The following is a 20506-nucleotide window of genomic DNA, read 5'->3' on the forward strand; positions in this document are numbered from 1 at the left end:
TTGCAGTGTGGTTGGCGCAGCTATTTAGCCGGCTCCACATCAATGATCCGGTGAATGGACAGCACCCGTTCCGTTTCCTTGGCGGGATCGAAAACCCGGACCCTCCCCCCGGAGACGGATACAGGAACAACTTTCTCCGTATTGGCATTCCCCAGGCTGTCCACCACGTTCATGATCACAGCCTGCTTCAGCCGGATGGCACGCTGCAGGGTCTCCAAGCCCAGCTGCGTGGAAGCCTCCCCGCCCGGACCGGACGGCACCCCGCGATGCTGCCGAAGCACCGAAAGCTGTACGTCCATCTCATCTTCCGGCGGAGCCGTGCGGGGCGCCGTGTACACAGGGCGCGCACTGCCGGGAACGGCCGTGGTCCGCTTGAAGCGTACGACGGCGGGCTCGGCCTCCTGCAGCGCAGGTGACAGTCCCAGCTCGCGCAGCACCCGTGCGGTTTCCCGTGGGCTGGCCGAGGACGTGAGGACTGTGGGCGCTATCCGCGCCAGGTTCAATGCCGACGTCCTGGCCTCACGGAGGAGGTCCGTAATGGCGGCTTCGTCATCGCTCTGAATAAAGCTGGCGCTGGTCCCTACCCGCAAACGGCCATGCCGCGATGCCGTGTCCTGGACCAGATAGGCCAAAGGTTGGGGCACTTCCGTTGCCGAGTGCTCCGTGAGGAAAGCCAGCAGCGATTCCGCATCCTGACCGGCGTCGAGCGCCCTCCGGATGGTAGTGGCGGAAAACCGATAGATGGACGCGGGACCCTGCCCCTCGGCGTCGGCCATCAACAGCAGCGTTTCGCTCAGCTCCGGAGCCAGGTAGCCCGGTGCCACTGCCGTCAGATCGGCCTGCAGCAGGATGTGGTTTACCGCGGCGGGCAAGTGCTCGCCAAGGATGGTCATGGCCTGTTCCGGCTGGGCATCCGCCACCGCGGAGCCCAACTGGGTCAGGGCGCCCGAGCCCATCAGGCCCAGCAGGGTTGCCTCTTCCAGGATGCCCCGCACCAGGGAACTGAATCGCCGGGACATCCGGGGTTGCGCCCACTCGGCACGCTGCAGGACGGCGCCGGCATCCAGGACGGGGGCTTTGCCGTCCGGCGCAGCGGCTTCCACCGTCAGGTCCTTCAGGATCTCCAGCACCCGCCGCCGGACCACGGGGGCGTCCGGGCGCTGCGCCTCGGCGGACAGGGCATTGATGGTGGAGGCGGCCGGACCCTGATGCGAGGAAGCCGACTGCGGACCCGTCAGCGGTTGCCCCACCAAGGAAGGTGCGCGTTCGCTGGCCAACCAGGCGTTGACCAGCCACAACCACTGCTCCTGGCGGGGCAGGGTCAGCCACTCCAACGACGGCGGTAGCACCCATGTGGAGCTGTCCACATCCAGCCGCAGCAACCCAGCCAAGGCGCTGATCTCCAGTAGAAGGGCAGTCTCCTGAACGCCGCAACGGATCGATTCCGCCAAACGCCGGAGCTCACGCACTCCCACCCCGCCGCTGCGCAGAGTGGCCAGGGGCTGCTCGCGGACGGCAAACAACAACTCCCCGGTGAGACGCAGCGTTTCGGCTATGGCACCCATGGCCGCGTTGCGGCGCAGGGCGGCACTGGTGTGGCCAAGCTCCGGAACCGGAGGCGCCAAGGTGAAATCGCTGATGATGGCACCTCCACGAAGCGCCAGCCCCACGCTGTGCGGTAGTTCCACGTGGCCGGCGTCCAAGGGCACCAGCAGTCCGCGGGCCAACAGCCAATCGATGGGTCCGACGTCGTGACTTTCGTGGGTGACCGATGCCCGCCGCTGGGCCTGGGGTACTGCGCCCATGGCCCAACTGCCGAACCTGTCCAGCAACCCGATGGTCCGTTCCGGCGCGGACGCCAGGATGGCGCGCAACCCGGCCGGGCTGGAGGTCCACCGCTGGAGTGCAAGGGCCGCATCCATGGGAGTGCTGGCCGGATGAATGCCGGCCCCGCTGGCGTGCAGCTCTGCAACCAACTGCACCACCCGTTGGGCAAAAGCAGGCTGAAGCCGGACAAGCTCGGTGTAGCTCCGCCCCAAGCCGGCGGGGTAAATGCCGATCACGTCCTTGAGGCTGCCGACAGGAAGGTAAAAGCGCTGCCTGGAGGTGGTGGCAGGCGAGCCGGCAGGGGGATCGGCCCGATGGATCAGAGCGAGATCCTGCAAGGTGGCAAGAATCGGCTCAAGCGCCGACAACGTTGAACCGGCGATTGCCTTCTTCAGCCCAGCGGCGGAAACACTGTGTCCGGTATCTGCATTGGTGGACAGATGCAGCGTTTCCAGCACCTGCATTTCGGGCTTGTTCAGCCGTTCCAAAGCCCGCTGCACGCTGACCCGCGCACTGGCCCGGGCAGCCAGGGCTGCGAAGTCAGGGGCCATGGGGGAGATAAGGTCCGGCCGCGCGGCGAACAAAGCACGCAGTGAATCATCACTGCGCGCCTCCAGTTCCTTGCTGAGCGCGCGTATAAGGGACATCAATCCAACGTTACCGCTCCCACGGCAGAAGTGTGGATCTGCGGGTGGGGAGCCGAACAGCCGTCACGGCCTGCGGCGCTGTACCCCTATTGCCTGCGGCGCTGTGCCCCTACTGCTTGCGGCGCTGTGCCCCTATTGCCTGCGGCGCTGGCGAATCGCATCCAGAACGGGGACCGCAGCCAGCACAAACGCCAGAGGCAGGCCATAAAGCGCCACTGAGGTGACCCACGTGGGCGGCGTGGCACCCGAGGAGGAAATGGCAATCACGACGCCAACAGCCGCCAAGGACAGGACAGCTATGACGGCGGCGGCGACAGTAAAAGGGCGTCGGTACCCCGGGGAAGTCATGACACCAACGCTAGCAGCAGGCCCGCAACGGCAGGAGCGGCCACCGGTCCCGGCTGTTTCGAGGAGGCCACCACGGCGTCCAAAGCGTGAATAGCAGGCGCGGCAGGATAACCTTGAAGGAACAGACCAACACGGACCGGGCTGTCACCCTCGATCCCGCAGAACCCTGCGGATGCGGTGATCGGCCCGACGTGTCTCCCACAGCAAGAAAACGAAGAAGGTTGATTACGTGCCTACCGGCAAGGTCAAGTGGTATGACAAGGAAAAAGGCTTCGGATTCCTCGCGGCCGAAGACGGCCAGGAAGTATTCCTGCCCAAAACCTCCCTGCCCGCGGGCGTCACGGAGCTGAAAGCCGGAACCCGGGTGGAATTTGGCGTCGCCGATGGCCGCCGCGGCGCGCAGGCGCTGGGACTCCGTGTCCTGGAAAAGACACCGTCCATCGCCAAGGCCAAGCGCATGAACGCCAGGGACCTCGCACCGATGGTGCAGGACCTGGTGACCGTGCTGGACAACCTGTCCGGCTCCCTCTCCTCCGGCAAGTACCCGGACGGCAACAAGGCGAAGGCCATCAGCCTGGCGCTGCGCAAGGTTGCCGACGAGCTGGAAGCCTAAGAACATGACAACGGAATCCGCACAGGACACAACGGCCGGAGGGGATGCCCGGGTACAACCTGCCGCCTCGTCCGACGCCGCCACGGCTCCTGCCACAGGGGAAGCTCCTGCGCGGAAGCCGGCGGCGGAAAAGCCGCGGGCGGGTTTGCCAACATGGCGCACCGGCCGTCCGGACGCGTTCCTGGCCGCCGCCGTCGATACAGCCCGCACGGCTGTGGAAGGCATCGCCGGACCCGGTGAAGTGGGCGCGCATTTGGCTGCAAAGTCCGAAGGCGACCGCATTGTTACGCACTTGTTCGAATCCAAGCTCGCCGGCTACGGCGGGTGGCAGTGGTACGCCGTGGTGACCCGCAATTCACGCTCCAAGATTGTGACTGTGAGCGAGCTTGGGCTGCTGCCCTCGGAGGATTCCATCCTTGCCCCCGAATGGGTGCCGTGGGCCAAGCGGGTGCGTCCCGAGGACGAAAAGCCGTTGGTCGAGGAAACCGAAGGGGACGTTACTGAAGAGTCCGTCCAGGCGGCCGAGGACGAAGCCACAGGTGCCGGGGGCGGCGACGGATCAGCTGAAAACGACGGCTGGTCAGAAGACGCTGGCGAGGCGGACGAAGCCGGGGCTGAATAGGCTTTGCGAAACCCTGGGGTGCTACGCGTAAAGGTGGACAACGATGTCCACCTTTAAATCGCTGGGAATCCTCAACTACCGCATCTGGTTCTTCGGTGCCCTGATTTCCAACATCGGCACATGGATGCAGCGCACCGCCCAGGACTGGTTGGTCTTCGACCACCTGACTGACCACGACGCCGGCGCCATGGGCATCACCTTGGCCCTGCAACTCGGTCCGCAGCTGTTCCTGGCCCCGTGGGCCGGATTGCTCGCCGACCGGTACAGCAGGCGCAAGCTCCTTTTCCTCACGCTCACAGCCATGGCCGCGCTCAGTACGGGCCTGGGCCTGCTGGTGCTCTCCGGCGCCGCCGAGCTCTGGCACGTGTACATCTTCGCGCTGCTGCTGGGCATTGTCACAGCGTTGGATGCCCCGGTCCGCCAAACGTTTGTCTCCGAGCTCGTCACGGACGATTACCTCCCCAATGCCGTGGCCCTCAACAGCGCATCGTTCAATGTTGCCCGGATGATAGGCCCGGCGGTGTCCGGCGTCCTGACAGTGGTGGTGGGGCCGGGGTGGGTCTTCCTCATCAACACCGTGTCCTTTGTTGCCATGGTGTGGGCGCTCCTCCTCATTCCGGCCGCCTCACTCCGGGCCCAGCCGCGGGCAGCCGCCGGCAAGGGCCGGATCCGTGAAGGGCTCAGGTACGTCCGCAACCGCCCGGATATACAGATTGTCCTGGTGGCGATTTTCATTGTTGGAACGTTCGGCCTGAATTTCCCGCTCTTCATTGCCGCCATGGTGGGTACGGAGTTCGGCCTCGATGCCGGGGCGTTCGGTGTGCTCAATTCGGTGATGGCGATCGGTTCCGTGGCGGGTGCGCTGCTGGCCGCCCGGCGCGGCAGGCCGCGCCTGAGGCTGATCTTCCTGGCAGCCGGTGGGTTCGGAGTGGCCAGCACCTTGGCAGCCTTGGCCCCCAACGTCACCCTCTTTGGCCTGGCTCTGATTCCCTGCGGCTTATTTGCCCTGACCCTGATCACCAGCGCCAATGGCTATGTCCAGTCCACCACCGAGGCCGTGATGCGCGGACGGGTCATGTCCTTGTACATGGCAATCTTCATGGGTGGCACGCCCATTGGTGCACCCTTGGTGGGCTGGGTGGCCAATATTGGCGGGCCTCGATGGTCCGTCGGCGTCGCCGCCGTAGCCGGCGTCAGCACCGCCGTCGTGGGTTTGGTCTGGATCATCCGCGCCAAACAGTTGCGCCTGCGCTTTGACCGGCGTGCCCGCGGTCTGCGGCACTTCCGGGTGGAGTCGCTGCTGGCGGGTCCGGTTGAAGGCGACGACGACGGCGGCACGTCAAGCGGGCGCGGGGCTTAAAAGCCGCCGGCGCCGTCCGGTTTTCCGAACGACGCCGATCCTTGGCTTTTCCCTACTTCTTCAGTTCGCCCACAACGTAGTCGATGCTGGCCAGGAGCGCGGACACGTCATCCGGCTCGATCGCAACGAAGGTGGCGATACGCAGCTGGTTGCGGCCCAGCTTGCGGTACGGCTCGGTATCCACGATGCCGTTGGCCCGCAGCACCTTGGCGATGGCGGCAGCGTCGATCGAATCGTCGAAGTCGATGGTGGCGATGACGTTGGAGCGGTCTTCCGCCTTGGCAACGAACGGCGTGGCGTACTCCGAGGCCTCGGCCCAGCTGTAGATGCGGTTGGCGGAATCGGCGGTGCGCTTGCTGGCGAAGTCCAAACCACCGTTGCTGTTCAGCCACTGCACCTGGGCGTCCAAAGTCACCAGCGTGGAGAGCGACGGCGTGTTGTACGTCTGGTTGAGCCTTGAATTGTCGATCGCCGTCTGCAGGTCAAGGAAGTCAGGGATCCAACGTCCCGAGGCTTTCACCCGGGCAGCCCGGTCAAGGGCGGCGGGGGAGAAGAGGCCGAGCCAGAGACCGCCGTCGGATGCAAAGTTCTTCTGCGGGGCGAAGTAGTAGACGTCCGATTCGGAAACATCCACGTCAAGGCCGCCGGCGGCCGAGGTGGCATCCACCAGGACCAAGGCGCCCTCGTCCGTGCCTTCGACGCGCTTCACGGGGGCAGCGACGCCCGTGGACGTCTCGTTCTGGGGCCACGCGTAAACGTCCACTCCAGCCTCGGCTGCGGCTACCGGACGGGTACCGGGATCAGCCTTGATGATGGAGGAAGCTTCAAGGAACGGCGCCTTGTTGGTGGCGGCGGCGAACTTGGAACCGAACTCACCGAAAGAAAGGTGCTGGGCCTTCTTCTCTACGAGCCCAAACGCAGCCACATCCCAAAACGCGGTGGAGCCTCCCACGCCAAGGACAACCTCATAGCCCTCGGGTGCGCGGAAGAACCCGCTGAGCCCCTCGCGGACTGAGCCCACCAGGTTCTTGACGGGAGCTTGCCGGTGGGACGTGCCCAGGATGGTTGACGATGCCGCTGACAACGCCTCGATCTGTTCGGGGCGGACTTTGGACGGCCCAGCGCCGAATCGTCCGTCTTTGGGCAGCAGCCCGGCGGGAATGGTGATGCTGTTGTCGCTCACGTGTGGCTCCAATGGGTATCGACTAGAGAGGGGAGGTGGCAGGCGGCATGGACTGCCCCATCGACATCCCAATTCTGCCTGAAGGGGGGCTTGAGCAGGAACCTGCGTCCGTCATAGTCCGGTACGTGGAATGCGCATCAACACAATGCGACCGGAATTATCCAGAGTAATTCCAAATAAGCTAGGCTGGAGGTCGGTGTTCAAGGGCCGGGGGCGCGCACAGGCCGCCCCGGCGGATGACGCTGTACGGTGGAGATTACGCAAGGAACTGCGTTCGAGGAGAGCTGAGCTGGATGACGGATCTGATCGATACCACTGAGATGTATCTTCGGACCATTTTGGAACTTGAAGAAGAGAACATTGTGGCGCTCAGGGCACGCATCGCGGAGCGGTTGCGCCACTCCGGTCCCACTGTCTCTCAAACCATCGGCCGCATGGAACGCGATGGCCTGGTGATTGTTTCCAACGACCGCCACTTGGAGCTGACCGAGGCCGGACGGAAGCGTGCCACCGAGGTCATGCGGAAGCACCGGCTGGCCGAGCGCCTTTTGGCGGATGTCATCGGCCTGGATTGGGCTTACGTCCACGATGAGGCCTGCCGCTGGGAACACGTCATGAGTGAGCGTGTGGAGCGCCGCCTGTATGAACTTCTGGAGCATCCCACAGAGTCTCCCTACGGCAACCCGATTCCGGGGCTGGAAGCACTGGGTGGATTGCCTGCGCAGCCTTTCCCGCGGCCTGATGTCAACCTTCTCCAGGCCATGGATGGATACGGCTCTGATTCCCGCGTGGTTGTCAGCCGCCTCGCTGAACCCATCCAGGTGGAGCCCGAGCTCCTGACCCAGCTGGACGAAGGCGGAATCCGCCCGGGGGCTGCCGTGTCGTTGGCCCGGGTTGGGGAGTACATCTCCGTGCGGGTTCCCGGGATCGAAGGTGCGCTGGAACTGCCCCCCGAGGTAGCTGCGCACGTCTTCGTCTCGCTCAACTGAGGGACACCCTTAACCGGAAGTAACCACGCGCCCCTGAGAGCCGTGTGCGGTTTCACTTTTTCTCCGCGCCCACGTCCGTGACCTGCGGTTTTCCGGGATAGGTGATACAGCGGCCCCTCGATCACGGCGATTCCTGTTGATAACGAATTTATTACTACGGGACTTAATCCCCTATAGTTAACTACTAGCGCTGATACCAAAGCGTTACCTTATCCGGAGCCGAGCTCTGCCAGCGGATGAGGTGTGTCATCCAGCACTGGCAGAGGCGGGGGAACCACAAGCGGCTGTCTAAAGAAGCAGCCTTGGGGTGAAGTCCGCAGCAGAAGTACCCACTGACGCAGGTCCCTTCCTGGGATACCCCTGTGCCGTGAGCGCTTCGTGCGGACCGGGTCTTTGAACTCTCTGACCCGAATCCGACAGCTAACTTCGTAGGCTTTTCAGAGAGGAACAGAGTTTGACATCGCAGAACGTCAGGGGCCGCCGCCGCGCGTCCGGCCCCGCTGTTGAGCTGCGGCCAGCCCGCGCCACAATGGAGATCCGGCCCCGCGACACCGAGCGCCAAGTCCGCCGCCGTAAGAGCCCATTGCGCCAGGTTGCCGACTTCGCTGCAGCCAGTGGCGTCGGGCAGAAAGCCGGAGTAGCGCTTGCCGCTACCGGCCTTGCCCTGACTGTCGGTCTGCCAGCGACCAGCCCGGTCATGGCGACGTCGGAATCAGGCCAGACGGAGTCTGCGCTGGCTGTTGCCGCCGCCGGCAGCCAGCCCGAGGTTTCCGCCGCAGCATCAGCCAAGATCGATTTCAGCCGCGCAGCCGTCGCTACGGCCGCTGACCCGGACGGCAAGCTCAAGCAGTTGCTGAGCGCCCAGTCCGCCGGCAGCATCCAGCGCGCCTCGTCGGTAGGCACCATGGCCAGCCCCCTGGACACCCTGACTACGGCATCGCCCTTCGGCTACCGCGTCAGCCCCCTCACGGGCGGCACGGGTGACTTCCACCGCGGCCAGGACTTCGTTGCCCAGTGCGGCACGGCTGTCCACGCTGCTGCCACCGGCAAGGTCACCTTCGCCGGCTGGCACGAGTACGGGGGAGGCAACCGCGTGGTCATCGATCACGGCAACGGCCTCGAAACCACGTACAACCACTTGTCTTCCTTCACCGTCAAGGTGGGGGACACCGTGACGCGCGGCGATACCGTTGCGCTCAGCGGAACCACGGGCGCATCCACTGGCTGCCACCTCCACTTCGAGGTTCAGGTCAATGGCGAAGTTGTAGACCCCATGGGCTGGCTCTAAGCCAGTTGATGGTTGTCTCTCGAATTTGGAGACACACCGTGACCTGAATGTGACATTCGCGTTCAACTGTTGTACCGTTCAAAGCGCATCGGCTGTTTAGGGGGCCGGTGCACTCGAGTGGATTGCCTAGCTCTGCCACTACTCGGGATCCGTTCGCATAAATCGTCTGGCAGGGGCGGGGGAACCACTTATGGCCTTCATCAGGAGGCCTTGGGGTTAAGTCGCAAAGCTTCTTCGAAGCAGCGCGGCCGGATGACTCCCATCCGAATCCGACAGCTCACCTCGCAGGCATTGGGAGAGGCTACCTACGTGTCATCACGCACTACCCCTGCGCGCCATCGCGCTGAAACGGTTCGCACGAACCCCTTGAACACTCTTTCCAAGGCTGTTTCGTCAAATGCCGGTTCCGTTGGCCGTCAGGCCGTAGTCCTGGCAGCAGCATCAGGCCTCGTCCTCAGCGTTGGCCTCCCGGCCACTGCTGCCGACACCGACGTCTCCAAAGCAGAAGCTTCCAGCACCCAGCAACTGGTGGCCACCGCCGTCGTCACCGCCGAGCCCACCGCCACGGTTGCCTTCGAAAGCCCCGTAGTGGTTACCAAAGAGGCTCCCAAGGTTGTCCAGCGCGCAGCGCAGACCACCACCCAGCGCGCAGCCTCCAACGACACCCAGGCAACCGCCGGTGACGTCACGGCCAAATCCGCCGACGCTCCGTCTTCAGCTTCCAGTGCATCTGCTTCGGGTCTCGCCGCCATTGCGTACACCGGAATCGGCCACCCCTACGTATGGGGCGGCACCACCCCCAACGGCTGGGACTGCTCCGGGTTCACCCAGTGGGTCTACGCCCAGGCCGGCATCAGCATCCCCCGCGTCAACGCATGGACTGCCATGAAGCCCACCAGCAACCCCCAGCCTGGTGACTTGGTCATGCAGAACGGCGGCGCACACGTTGGCATCTACGTTGGCAACGGCATGATGATCAGCGCCTTGAACCCGGGCCAGGGAACGCTCCTGCACTCGGCAGCCTCCACAGGCACCTCCTCCTTCTTTACCCTCCGCTAGAAAATATCCGGTTCGGGGTGAGCCAGCATGCCCCCAAGTGCTGGCGCACCCAATACCCGCGTGCAACCCCACCTGCCCGTGGACACGAAAAGAGAAAATCATGACCAGTGCACAGAACATTGCACGGCATCGAGCCGAGGCCCCCAAGACCAGCTCGCTTGCCATGATTGCCAAGGCTGTCAGCGGCAACGCAGGTACTGTTGGCCGCCAGGCTGCAGTCATCGCTGCAGCTTCCGGCTTGGTCCTGACCAGCGGTATCGCTGCCAACGCAGCAGACACCAAGGTTGACCGCGAGTCCACCTCCACTTCCACGTTGGACGTCCAGGCCGTGGTCCAGTCCACCATCGCCGCTGACTCCACCGTGGACATCTCCTACGAGCGTCCCGTGGTCACCACGGTTCAGGCACCGCCTCCCGTGGAGAAGAAGGCTCCGGCGGCAGAAGCCAAGGCTGAGACCAAGGCAACGGCCACCACCACCGCTTCCACCAGCACTGCCAACGTTGCCGTGAGCAGCGCAGCACCTGCTGCTGCCAAGGCACCTGCAGCCTCCAGCGGCATCGGTGCAGCAATTGCTGCCGCAGCCTACGCCCAGTTGGGTGTAACCCAGGACTGCACCATGCTGGTCACCAACTCGTTGGCTGCAGTGGGCATCCACTTCCACGATTGGCCCGCAGGCTACCTTTCTTTGGGCCGCACGGTCAGCGCTGCTGAAGCCCAGCCGGGCGACCTCGCCTACTACGCCAATGGCGGTCTGGCCGGACAGGCGCACATCGCCGTTTATGTCGGCAACGGCATGGCTGTTCACGGCGGCTGGAACGGCTCCACCACGGCGCTGTTCAGCGTCAACGTGGGCTCCGGCCCGGTCTTCATCCGCGTCAACGGCTGATAACAACTTTTCTTCAGGACACCCCGCAGGCCCAGGCCGGCGGGGTGTCCTGCTTTTAACAGCCCTTTGCCTGGCATAGCCCCCGCAGCCCGGGTTCAATGCCCTTGTCAGGCCGTGCCGCCACCACCCACATTGCTACTCAAGACCCTGCGACACCCCCGGAATATCGGCGCGGCGCAGGGGTTCCGGTTTCAAAGTAGGTGGCGACGGCACGCAACTCCGGACGCCCGGATTCAGCCACACTTAATGAACCACGCATGAACATTCAGCGACCCGCCCGCGGAAACGCAAGAATAATTCGTTGATACGGCATATGAGTGCTTACCCTTATCTTGTCGATCCACAGCCCGTACATGCAGAGGGCAGCCGGCCCTCGTGCCCCTGACGGGTGCGGCCGTGAAGAGGTACGTGCATGCGCACACTCGTTCTGAATGCTGGATATGAACCGCTGGCGGTTGTGACATTCCGCCGGGCGCTGGTCCTTGTGCTGACTGGGAAAGCAAGCGTGGTGGCCGAAGGCGACGAGCCTGTCGTCGGGCCACAGGAGATTCTTGGACGCCCGTCCGTGATCCTCCTTAACCGCTACATCCGTCCCAAGTACAACAAGGTCACCGCCGTGAGCCGCCGCGGGGTTCTCCGCCGCGACGGTCACCGGTGCGCCTATTGCGGCAAAACAGCCCACACCATAGACCACGTCCACCCCAAATCCAGGGGCGGCGCGGATTCCTGGGAAAACCTGGTTGCGGCGTGCTTGAAATGCAACAACGCCAAAAGCGATCACACCCTCGCCGAGATGGGGTGGAAGCTCCGTTTCAAACCAGGTGTGCCCCAGGGAACCATGTGGCAGATCAAGGAACTCGAGAAACCTGCGCCGGACTGGGACCCGTTCCTGCTGCCGGAATCCGCTGCCTGATCGATTTCTGCTGACCTCCACCCGTCCCGGTAATCTGGGCGGATGGAGTTCAATGCCGTGATCCTGGCGGGTGGCCGGGCCACCCGCCTCGGTGGCGTGCCCAAACCCTTGTTAAGGTACGACGGCGCGTCCCTCCTTTCGCTTGCCCTGCAGACTGCCCGGGGTGCTGAAGCTGTGGTGGTGGTGGGGCCGGGGGGTACAGAACCTGGGGGAGACACCGGGGCAGGCACTGGTGCAGATCCTCGGGAGCCGCAGATGATTCTCCGGGCGCGGGAGCAACCGGCGTTCGCAGGACCGGCGGCGGCCATGGCTGCTGGATTGGCGGCACTGAAGGCGGCGGGCCATACTGCGCCGTGGACATTGGTCCTGGCCTGCGACATGCCCCATGCCGGCCGTGGACTCCCGGCTTTGGCATCGGCAGTGGACGCCCTTGGGGACGCCGGCAGGATGGTCGGCACGGACAGCAAGGAACTGGAAGGTGTCATGGCTGTCTCAGCCGATGGCCGGAAGCAACCCCTGCTTGGTGTCTACAACACGGCCGCACTTGAACGGGAAGTGGCTGCAGCCGGGCAGAGCGGGGGCTTAACAGACTCTCCGGTGTTCCGGCTGCTTGCTAGGCTGAACCTGCTGGACGTCAAAGTCCCCGAAGGATCCACGGACGACGTGGACACGTGGGAGGACGCCGCAGCGCTGGGCATTGACCATGAGTTGGAGGCGGACGTGAAGAGCCAGGAAGAAACACTTGAAGAGTGGTGCCGGGCATTGCTGCAGGCATTTGAGCTTGAGGGCGTCGACGTGGACGTCAATGAGGTATTGGCAGTTGCAGGAGTGGCCGCACACTCGGTGGTACGTCCGGCCGCGCCGCTGGCCACCTTCATCGCCGGATACGCTGCCGGAATGGCGCGTGGTATTGGGCAGGCAAGCGATGATACTGCCATGAGCGCTGCCTTGGACGTGGCCCGCAGGGTTGCCAAGGAGTACTCGGAATCCGGGGCTGACAGCGAATGACCGGGGCCCCCGGCGAGGGCCACCACGCGGCACACACCTGGCAGGAAGCCCGCCAACGCGCCTTTGACGTGGCGCCGATTCCTGCAGGCCGTGTTCCGCTGGCTTCGGCGATCGGACGCACGCTGGCGGAAGATGCCCTGGCCGCCCAGGACATGCCGCACTATGCTTCGTCGGCCATGGATGGTTGGGCTGTCAACGGAAGCGGGCCGTGGATCCTCAGTGATCCCGGCAGCCGACTGGCCCCGCATCAGGCGAGCCCCATCGCCACTGGGGGTTTGATTCCCCCGGGCGCCAAGGCTGTGCTCCGCCGTGAAAGCGGAGTGATCACCATGGACGACGACGGCCTGCCGGTCCTGGCGCTGGGCGGCTCGGCCAAGCCGGGGGAGCCTCGCAATGGGCAGCATATCCGCAGGGCCGGCGAAGAAGCCGCCGAGGGTGATGTGTTGCTGAAAGCCGGTACCGTTCTGAACCCTGCGCATATAGCTTTGGCCGCACTGGCAGGCCTGGACACCCTCCAGGTGCTGGGCAAGCCGCTGGTGAGGTTCCTCCTGACGGGGGCCGAGGTAGTGGGGAAGGGCAGGCCCCAGCCGGGCAAGGTCCGTGACACTTTCGGGCCGCAGCTGGGAACTGTGGTGGAAATGCTGGGCGGAATTGCAGGGGAGAAACTCCGGGTGGGGGACTCCTACGAGGACTGGCTGGAAGCGCTCCGGGATGACGAGCCCGTCGCAGACGGATCGGACGCAGACGAACCCGACGCGGACGAACCCGACGCGGACGGAGCGGACGCTGGCATGGAGCCTCCGGCCGACGTCGTAATTACCACTGGTGGGACGGGCCTCTCCGGAACCGACCATTTCAGGCGGGCCGTTGCCGAACTGGGTGGGCGGTTGCTGATCAATGGCATCGCCATGCGTCCCGGCCACCCCGCAGTGTTGGCGGAGTTGCCCGATGGCAGGTTCATTCTTGGTTTGCCGGGAAATCCTTTGGCGGCCATGATGGCCATGTTCACAGTGGGGGCGCCGCTGTTGGCGGCTTTGGGCCACCAGAAGCCGGAAGAGATCGGAAGTGTCCCCTGCGGGACCATGCTCGACGCCGAGCCCGGGCGCACCCGCTTGATGCCGTTCAGGTTGATGTACGGACTGGCGTCGCCCACGCAGCATGCGGGCCCTGGAATGATGCGCGGTTTGGCTGCCGCGGACGGTGTGATGGTGGTACCGCCCCACGGCGTCCAGATGGGGGAGCTGGTCCAGGCTTTTGCGTTGCCGTGGGGCAAGCCCCTGCCACTGCCAAAACCGGCCGGTGAGAAGGCGCGCAAGCCGCCGGTCCGGACGGCGAAGAAGGCCCCGGCGGGGCCTGTGGACTGGAGCGCACTGGATTCCTGAGCGTCCTCAAGGGGGAGCGTGCCGGGCCCCGCAAAGTGCAATGATGGAGCTATGAACAGGCATGCTCCCCAACAGGACATCAACGAAGATGACCTGCAGATCCATCCGCCCAAACGAGCCGCAGCCGGAGTCAAGGCCGTCACAGTGGCCCTGGAACGTGGCTACGCCCAGGCCGGGGTTTCCCGCACCGTCCGGTCCATGCTCAGGGTCAACCAGCATGACGGATTCGACTGCCCGGGCTGCGCCTGGCCCGAATCCATCACCGGGCGCCGCAGCCCCGCGGAGTTCTGCGAAAACGGAGCCAAGGCAATCGCCGAGGAAAGCACCACCCGGACGGTGGATGCCTCCTTCTGGGCGGAGCATTCCCTTGCGGACCTGGAAGAGAAGACCGAGTACTGGTTGGGGAGCCAAGGGCGGATCTCCGAACCGGTGGTCATCAAGCCGGGCGGAACCCACTACCAGCCCATCAGCTGGGGTGACGCCTTTGCGTTGATCGGTGAGCACATCAACGCAACCACCCCTGACCGTTGCGTGTTCTACACCTCCGGGCGAACGGCCAACGAGACCGCCTTCATGTACCAGCTGTTTGCCAGGAGCCTCGGCACCAACAACCTTCCCGACTGTTCAAATATGTGCCACGAGTCCTCAGGCAGCGCACTGAACCCCACCATCGGAATCGGCAAGGGGACCGTGTCACTGGAAGACATCCACCACGCCCAGCTGGTCCTGGTGGTTGGCCAGAACCCGGGCACCAACCACCCCCGCATGCTGTCCGCCCTGAGGGACTGCAAGAATAATGGCGGAAAGATCATTGCCGTCAACCCGCTCCCGGAAGCGGGGCTGCTGAATTTCAAGGACCCCCAGTCCATTAACGGCGTCATCGGCGGTGGCACGCCCATTGCCGATGAGTTCCTGCAGATCAAGGTGGGCGGAGACCTCGCCCTGTTCCAGGCGCTGGGCCACCTCCTCCTGGAGGAAGAGCGACGCAACCCGGGGACCGTCGTCGACCATTCCTTCATCCAGGAACAAACCGAGGGCTTCGAGGCCTACAAAGAAGCACGCTCGGTACTGGACTGGGACGTCACGGAGCGGGCCACCGGCCTCACCCGGGACGAGATCACCACGGCAGCCCGCATGATGGCTGCGTCCAAGGGCACCGTGATCTGCTGGGCCCTGGGCCTGACCCAGCAGCCGCACTCGGTGGATACCCTGCGCGAGATCATCAACCTGCTGCTGCTCCAAGGCAACTTCGGTAAACCCGGGGCGGGCGCCTGCCCCGTCCGTGGCCACTCGAACGTCCAGGGCGACCGGACCATGGGTATCTGGGAGAAGCCCAAGGAATCCTTCCTGGCGGGCCTGGACAGGGAGTTCGGCTTCAGTATGCCGCGTGAACACGGCTATGACTCTGTGGAGACCCAGCACGCCTTGGAAAAGGGAGAGGTGGACGTCTTTGTGTCCATGGGCGGAAACTTTGCTGCCGCGGGCTCCGACACAGTTGCCCTGGAGGCCGGGCTGAAACGGGCCGGGCTCACTGTGCACATCTCCACCAAGCCAAACCGTGCCCACGTGGTCCACGGCGAAACGTCCCTGATCCTCCCCACGTTGGGCAGGACCGACATGGACCAGCACCACCCCACAGGCAAACAATTCCTCTCTGTGGAAGACTCCATGTCCGTGATCCACAAGACCCAGGGACGGCTGGCTCCCGTCTCCGAGCACCTCCTCAGCGAGCCGGTGATTGTGGCCCGCATGGCCCAGGCAACCCTGGGCGATGACCACAGTGTGGACTGGCGGGCCATGGCGGAGAATTACGATGTCATCCGTGACCACATCTCCCGGGTCATTCCGGGCTTTGAGAACTACAACGCCAGGGTCCGCACCAAAAACGGATTTGTCCTCCCCAACCCGCCCCGGGACACCCGTACTTTCGCCACGGACAGTGGCAAGGGCAGGTTCTCCGTGCGGCCGCTGGAGTACCTGGAAGCGCCCCCTGGGCACCTCATCCTGCAGACGGTGCGCAGCCACGACCAATACAACACCACCTTCTACGGGCTGGATGACCGCTACCGCGGAGTGTCAGATGGCCGCCGTGTCATTCTGGTCCATGCCGAGGACCTGACAGAACTGGGCTTCAAGGACCGGGACCTGGTGGACGTCATCTCCACCTTCGCGGGAACCGAGCGGCGTGCCAACAAGTTCAGGCTCATCGCCTACCCCACGGCCAAGGGGTGTGCTGCCGCCTACTTCCCGGAAGCCAATGCGCTGGTCCACCGGGAGCTTGTGGCCAGGGAATCCAACACGCCCGGATACAAAGCCATGACAGTACGCTTTGTCCGGCATGAGAGTAACGGAGGCTGACATGGGACGTGTCACGCAGCGCCGCAAGATCCACAAGTTCGTGCTGGACGGCTCCCAGCAGGCGCTGGACTACCCGGTCCGGATCAAGGAAGACGTCCTGGCCGTGGAGGAACCACTGGAAATCCGGCTGGGGGAGATGTCCTTCTCGGTAACCATGCGCACCCCCGGTGATGATTTTGACCTGGTGGCGGGCTTCCTGGTTTCCGAAGGCGTGATCTGGGAGCCCGGGCAGCTGGTCTCGGAACGCTTCTGTTCCGGGGAGGACGAAAACGGCGTCCAGACTTTCAATGTGGTGGACGCGCAGCTCCGTCCGGACGTGGTGCGCCCCGACACCGGCCGTAACGTCTACACCTCCAGCTCCTGCGGGATTTGCGGGACCGACTCGATCGAAGCGGTCCGCAAAGCATCCCACCACAGTCCGCGCGGGGACGATGTCACCGTGCCGGTCCGGGCGCTCGCCGCCCTGCCGGACAAACTGCGCGAGGCGCAGGCGGTGTTCGACAAGACCGGTGGCGTCCACGCCGCTGGACTCTTCAGGATCCACGACGACGGAACCACCGAGTTGCTGTGCCTGCGCGAGGACGTGGGCCGGCATAACGCAGTGGACAAAGTGGTGGGGTGGGGCCTGCGCTCCGGCCTGCTGCCCATGAAGGGCACGGTTCTCCAGGTATCCGGCAGGGCTTCCTTCGAACTTGTCCAGAAAGCCGCCATGGCGGGTATTCCGGTCCTGGCGGCCGTCAGCGCTCCTTCCAGCCTGGCCGTGGAGCTGGCAGAGGAATCCGGAGTCACTTTGGTGGGGTTCAGCCGCGGCGCGAGCCTGAACGTTTATGCGGGACGTGACAGGATACTTGACGCATCCCCCCTCGTAGGCGGGCAGTGATTCGCCCACCCGCCGGCGCGCTTGGCTATTGGTCTGGAACAACGTAGATTTTATCCATCGAATGGAACCACGGGCTAGTCCAAAAGGGGAAATAGTTGCACGACGATCGCCGGATCACCGAACAGCGCCTGGATCGGTTTGTCCGGGAACGCATCCTTCCGGGCATCTACGGCAGGGCCATCCCCTTGGAGATGAGCAGCTGGGATGCCCCCGGAGAACCTGTGCCGGCGGCCGAGGCGATGCGTCAACTCTTCACCCCGCAGGAGCACGGCGCGGCATGGGGCAGCGCCTGGAGCACCAAGTGGCTGCGGCTGCAGGGCGAGGTACCCGAGGACTGGGGAATGGCTGATGGCACGGCCGTGGAGATCATTGTTGACCTTGGCTTCAACAGCGATGTCCCCGGGTTCCAGTGCGAGGGAACTGCCTGGCGGGCAGATGGCAGCATCATTAAGGCGATCTCACCCAGGAACTACCACGTCCCCCTGAAACTGCTGGGTGGCGGGCATTCCGTGGACTTCTACGTTGAAGCCGCAGCCAACCCGGACGTTGCCCAGGGCTGGTCCTTTGCTCCCACACCGTTGGGGGACAAGGCCACATCCGGTGACGAGCCCCGGTACCGCTTTGGCCGGATTGCCATGGCCGAACTGAACGAAACGGTGTGGGAACTCAACCAGGACGTCTGGACCCTGAGCAGCCTCATGCACGAGTTGCCCCCGGAGTTGCCCCGGCGCAACGAGATCCTGCGGGCGCTGGAGCGCATGCTGGACGTCATGGACCCGGACGACGTTGCCGGAACGGCAGCGGCTGGACGCGAGGCCCTCAAGGAAGTTCTGTCCCGTCCGGCCTACGCCTCCGCGCACAAACTCCTGGCCACCGGCCACGCGCACATCGATTCGGCGTGGTTGTGGCCGGTCCGTGAAACCATCCGGAAATGCGCACGGACGTTCTCCAATGTGGTAGCCCTGATGGACGAGGACCCGGATTTTGTGTTTTCCTGTTCCTCCGCGCAGCAGATGGCGTGGATGAAGGAGTTCTTCCCCGAGCTTTTTGTCAGGATCCGGGAGAAAGTCAAAGCGGGGCAGTTCATCCCCGTCGGCGGTATGTGGGTGGAATCGGACACCAACATGCCCGGCGGCGAAGCCATGGCCCGCCAGTTTGTTGAGGGTAAGAGCTTCTTCCTGAAGGAATTCGACGTCGAATGCCAGGAAGCGTGGCTGCCTGATTCGTTTGGCTACTCGGGCGCCATCCCGCAGATCGTCAAAGCGGCAGGTTCACGCTGGTTCCTTACCCAGAAGATTTCCTGGAACAAGGTCAACCGGATGCCCCACCACACCTTCACATGGGAGGGCATCGACGGGACCCGCTTGTTCACGCACTTCCCGCCGGTTGATACCTACAATGCCGAACTGCACGGACGCGAGCTGGCGCACGCTGAGCGGAATTACCGCGACCACGGCCGGGGCACCATGTCCCTGGTGCCGTTCGGATACGGCGACGGCGGTGGCGGTCCCACCCGTGAAATGGTAGCTGCAGCGCACCGCACGGCTGATCTGGAAGGCTCGCCGAAGGTCCGCATGGGATCCGCCCGGGAGTTCTTCACGGCGGCCGAGGCTGAGTACAGCAACCTTCCTGTCTGGGTGGGGGAGATGTACCTGGAGATGCATCGGGGCACCTACACCAGCCAGGCCAAAACCAAGCGTGGCAACCGCCGCAGTGAGCATCTCCTGCGGGAAGCCGAGCTCTGGTGCTCCACGGCGGCAGTACGCCTGGGTGGGGACTACACCTACCCGCAGGCCGAGTTGAAGCGACTGTGGCAACTGGTCCTGCTCCAGCAATTCCACGACATCCTTCCGGGCAGCTCCATTGCCTGGGTGCACCAGGATGCCGAACGGAATTACGAGGCCATCGGCAGGGACCTGGAAGCGATCATCGCCAATGCGGCGCAAGCCTTGGTGGGACAAGGTGAAAAGAAGCTGCTGCTGAACGCCACCCCCCACGCCAGATCCGGTGTTGCAGCGTTGTCCATCGCTGAAGCCGGCAGTGCGGGAAATACGGTGCAGGCGGAGGAAGCAGGGGGCGGTTATGTCCTGGACAACGGCATTCTCCGGGCGGTCCTGGATGCCGGCGGCCTGTTGACCTCCCTGGTGGACTACAGCAGCGGGCGCGAGGCAATCGCTCCGGGTCAGCCCGGCAACCTGTTGGAGCTCTTCAGGGACACCCCCAATGAGTGGGATGCCTGGGACATCGAAGAATTTTACCGGCGCAACGTCACGCCCCTGACGGACGCGGATGCGATCCACCTGGAGCGCACGGATCACGGCGTGGTTGTGGTGGTCAGGCGTTCGGTGGGCTCGTCCACCATGGTGCAGCGCATCAGCCTCGACGCCGGTGCGGCCTCGCTGGGGATTTCCACCAGCGTGGACTGGCAGGAACGCGAGAAGATGTTGAAAATTGCCTTTCCGCTGGACGTCCGTGCGAACCACTCGGCGTCCGAAACACAGTTCGGCCACGTCTTCCGTCCCACCCACACCAACACGTCCTGGGAAACAGCCAAGTTCGAAATCTGCGCCCACCGCTGGATCCAGGTGGCCGAACCCGGCTATGGCGTGGCCGTCACCAACTCCTCCAGTTACGGACACGACGTCACCAGGGCCGTCCGCACCGATGGTGGAACGACGACGACGGTCCGCACCTCGCTGCTGCGGTCAGCCCGTTTCCCTGATCCGGACGCGGACCGGGGCGAGCACACGCTGGAGCTGTCCATCAGGCCTGCAGCGACAATCGCGGATGCTGTGGAGGAAGGCTACCGGACCAACCTGAAGCCGCGTTTTGTCACGGGTGCTTCCCCGGTGGCGCCGCTGCTGGCAGTCTCCAATCCGGCTGTGGTGGTGGAGGCCGTCAAGCTTGCCGAGGATGGCTCGGGGGATGTGATCGTGCGGCTTTACGAGTCCTTGGGCCAACGGTCATCGGCCGTGGTGACAGCCGGCTTCGAGGCACGGGGCGCGTACGCCACCGATTTATTGGAGCGTGGGGTGGAGGCGCCGGGTGTATCACTGAATGATCATCAGGAGGTCCGGCTGGTGCTGCGGCCGTTCCAGCTGGTGACGTTGCGTTTCACCCGCTGACAGGAGCCGGCGGAGGCG

The 20506-nt window shown here is 64.3% G+C and carries 16 protein-coding genes and 2 riboswitches; of the genes, 13 read left to right on the top strand and 3 right to left on the bottom strand.

Annotated elements, in window-relative coordinates; translation table 11 throughout:
• Window positions 1-20: 20 nt before the first annotated feature.
• The gene (locus JOE60_RS04460; protein WP_167264449.1) at window positions 21-2474 is read right to left on the bottom strand and encodes a helicase-associated domain-containing protein; all 2454 of its coding nucleotides are present in this window, start codon (window positions 2472-2474) and stop codon (window positions 21-23) included.
• Between the two features lie 132 nt (window positions 2475-2606).
• Window positions 2607-2822, bottom strand: coding sequence for a hypothetical protein (locus JOE60_RS04465; RefSeq protein ID WP_167264450.1), 216 nt, complete (start codon window positions 2820-2822; stop codon window positions 2607-2609).
• 229 nt (window positions 2823-3051) lie between these two features.
• Between JOE60_RS04465 and JOE60_RS04470 the strand changes: the two genes are divergently transcribed.
• The 3 genes from JOE60_RS04470 to JOE60_RS04480 are packed head-to-tail and all read left to right on the top strand — an operon-like array spanning window position 3052 to window position 5417.
• Window positions 3052-3435 (top strand): cold-shock protein, encoded by a 384-nt coding sequence (locus tag JOE60_RS04470; RefSeq protein ID WP_141285898.1) that lies wholly within the window; start codon window positions 3052-3054, stop codon window positions 3433-3435.
• A 4-nt stretch (window positions 3436-3439) separates the two neighbouring features.
• The gene (locus JOE60_RS04475; RefSeq protein ID WP_167264451.1) at window positions 3440-4057 is read left to right on the top strand and encodes a DUF3027 domain-containing protein; all 618 of its coding nucleotides are present in this window, start codon (window positions 3440-3442) and stop codon (window positions 4055-4057) included.
• Window positions 4058-4100: 43 nt separating this feature from the next.
• Window positions 4101-5417 carry an MFS transporter gene (locus JOE60_RS04480; RefSeq protein ID WP_167264452.1) on the top strand — a complete coding sequence of 439 codons (1317 nt, stop codon included), beginning with the start codon at window positions 4101-4103 and terminating at the stop codon, window positions 5415-5417.
• Window positions 5418-5469: 52 nt separating this feature from the next.
• On the opposite strand, the gene serC is transcribed toward JOE60_RS04480, so the two are convergent.
• Window positions 5470-6600, bottom strand: coding sequence for a phosphoserine transaminase (gene serC, locus JOE60_RS04485; protein ID WP_167264453.1), 1131 nt, complete (start codon window positions 6598-6600; stop codon window positions 5470-5472).
• A gap of 293 nt (window positions 6601-6893) precedes the next feature.
• Between serC and JOE60_RS04490 the strand changes: the two genes are divergently transcribed.
• The 10 genes from JOE60_RS04490 to JOE60_RS04535 all read left to right on the top strand — a co-directional run bounded on the left by JOE60_RS04490 (window position 6894) and on the right by JOE60_RS04535 (window position 20488).
• Complete coding sequence (locus JOE60_RS04490) at window positions 6894-7589, top strand: iron-dependent transcriptional repressor DtxR (protein ID WP_167264454.1); 696 nt, start codon at window positions 6894-6896, stop codon at window positions 7587-7589.
• Between the two features lie 207 nt (window positions 7590-7796).
• Window positions 7797-8039, top strand: a riboswitch (cyclic di-AMP (ydaO/yuaA leader).
• Between the two features lie 4 nt (window positions 8040-8043).
• Window positions 8044-8877, top strand: a complete 834-nt coding sequence (locus tag JOE60_RS04495; RefSeq protein WP_167264455.1) for a M23 family metallopeptidase — start codon at window positions 8044-8046, stop codon at window positions 8875-8877.
• A 144-nt stretch (window positions 8878-9021) separates the two neighbouring features.
• Window positions 9022-9182: riboswitch (cyclic di-AMP (ydaO/yuaA leader) on the top strand.
• Window positions 9183-9186: 4 nt separating this feature from the next.
• Complete coding sequence (locus tag JOE60_RS04500) at window positions 9187-9936, top strand: C40 family peptidase (protein WP_338114741.1); 750 nt, start codon at window positions 9187-9189, stop codon at window positions 9934-9936.
• A gap of 100 nt (window positions 9937-10036) precedes the next feature.
• Window positions 10037-10822 (top strand): NlpC/P60 family protein, encoded by a 786-nt coding sequence (locus tag JOE60_RS04505; RefSeq protein WP_167264457.1) that lies wholly within the window; start codon window positions 10037-10039, stop codon window positions 10820-10822.
• Between the two features lie 412 nt (window positions 10823-11234).
• Entirely contained in the window at window positions 11235-11735 is a 501-nt protein-coding gene (locus tag JOE60_RS04510; RefSeq protein WP_167264458.1) for an HNH endonuclease, read from the top strand.
• A 42-nt stretch (window positions 11736-11777) separates the two neighbouring features.
• Window positions 11778-12743: a DUF6457 domain-containing protein gene (locus JOE60_RS04515; protein WP_167264459.1), complete on the top strand. Its 966-nt coding sequence runs from the start codon at window positions 11778-11780 to the stop codon at window positions 12741-12743.
• Window positions 12740-14125, top strand: a complete 1386-nt coding sequence (locus JOE60_RS04520) for a molybdopterin molybdotransferase MoeA (protein WP_167264460.1) — start codon at window positions 12740-12742, stop codon at window positions 14123-14125. The genes JOE60_RS04515 and JOE60_RS04520 overlap by 4 nt, the downstream gene beginning before the upstream one ends.
• A 51-nt stretch (window positions 14126-14176) precedes the next feature.
• Entirely contained in the window at window positions 14177-16483 is a 2307-nt protein-coding gene (locus tag JOE60_RS04525; protein WP_167264461.1) for an FdhF/YdeP family oxidoreductase, read from the top strand.
• 1 nt (window position 16484) lies between these two features.
• Window positions 16485-17363, top strand: a complete 879-nt coding sequence (gene fdhD / locus JOE60_RS04530; protein ID WP_167264462.1) for a formate dehydrogenase accessory sulfurtransferase FdhD — start codon at window positions 16485-16487, stop codon at window positions 17361-17363.
• Between the two features lie 95 nt (window positions 17364-17458).
• Complete coding sequence (locus JOE60_RS04535) at window positions 17459-20488, top strand: alpha-mannosidase (protein WP_167264463.1); 3030 nt, start codon at window positions 17459-17461, stop codon at window positions 20486-20488.
• The last annotated feature ends 18 nt before the right edge of the window (window positions 20489-20506 follow it).

The organism is Paenarthrobacter ilicis (assembly GCF_016907545.1).
GTDB classification, from domain to species: Bacteria; Actinomycetota; Actinomycetes; order Actinomycetales; family Micrococcaceae; genus Arthrobacter; species Arthrobacter ilicis.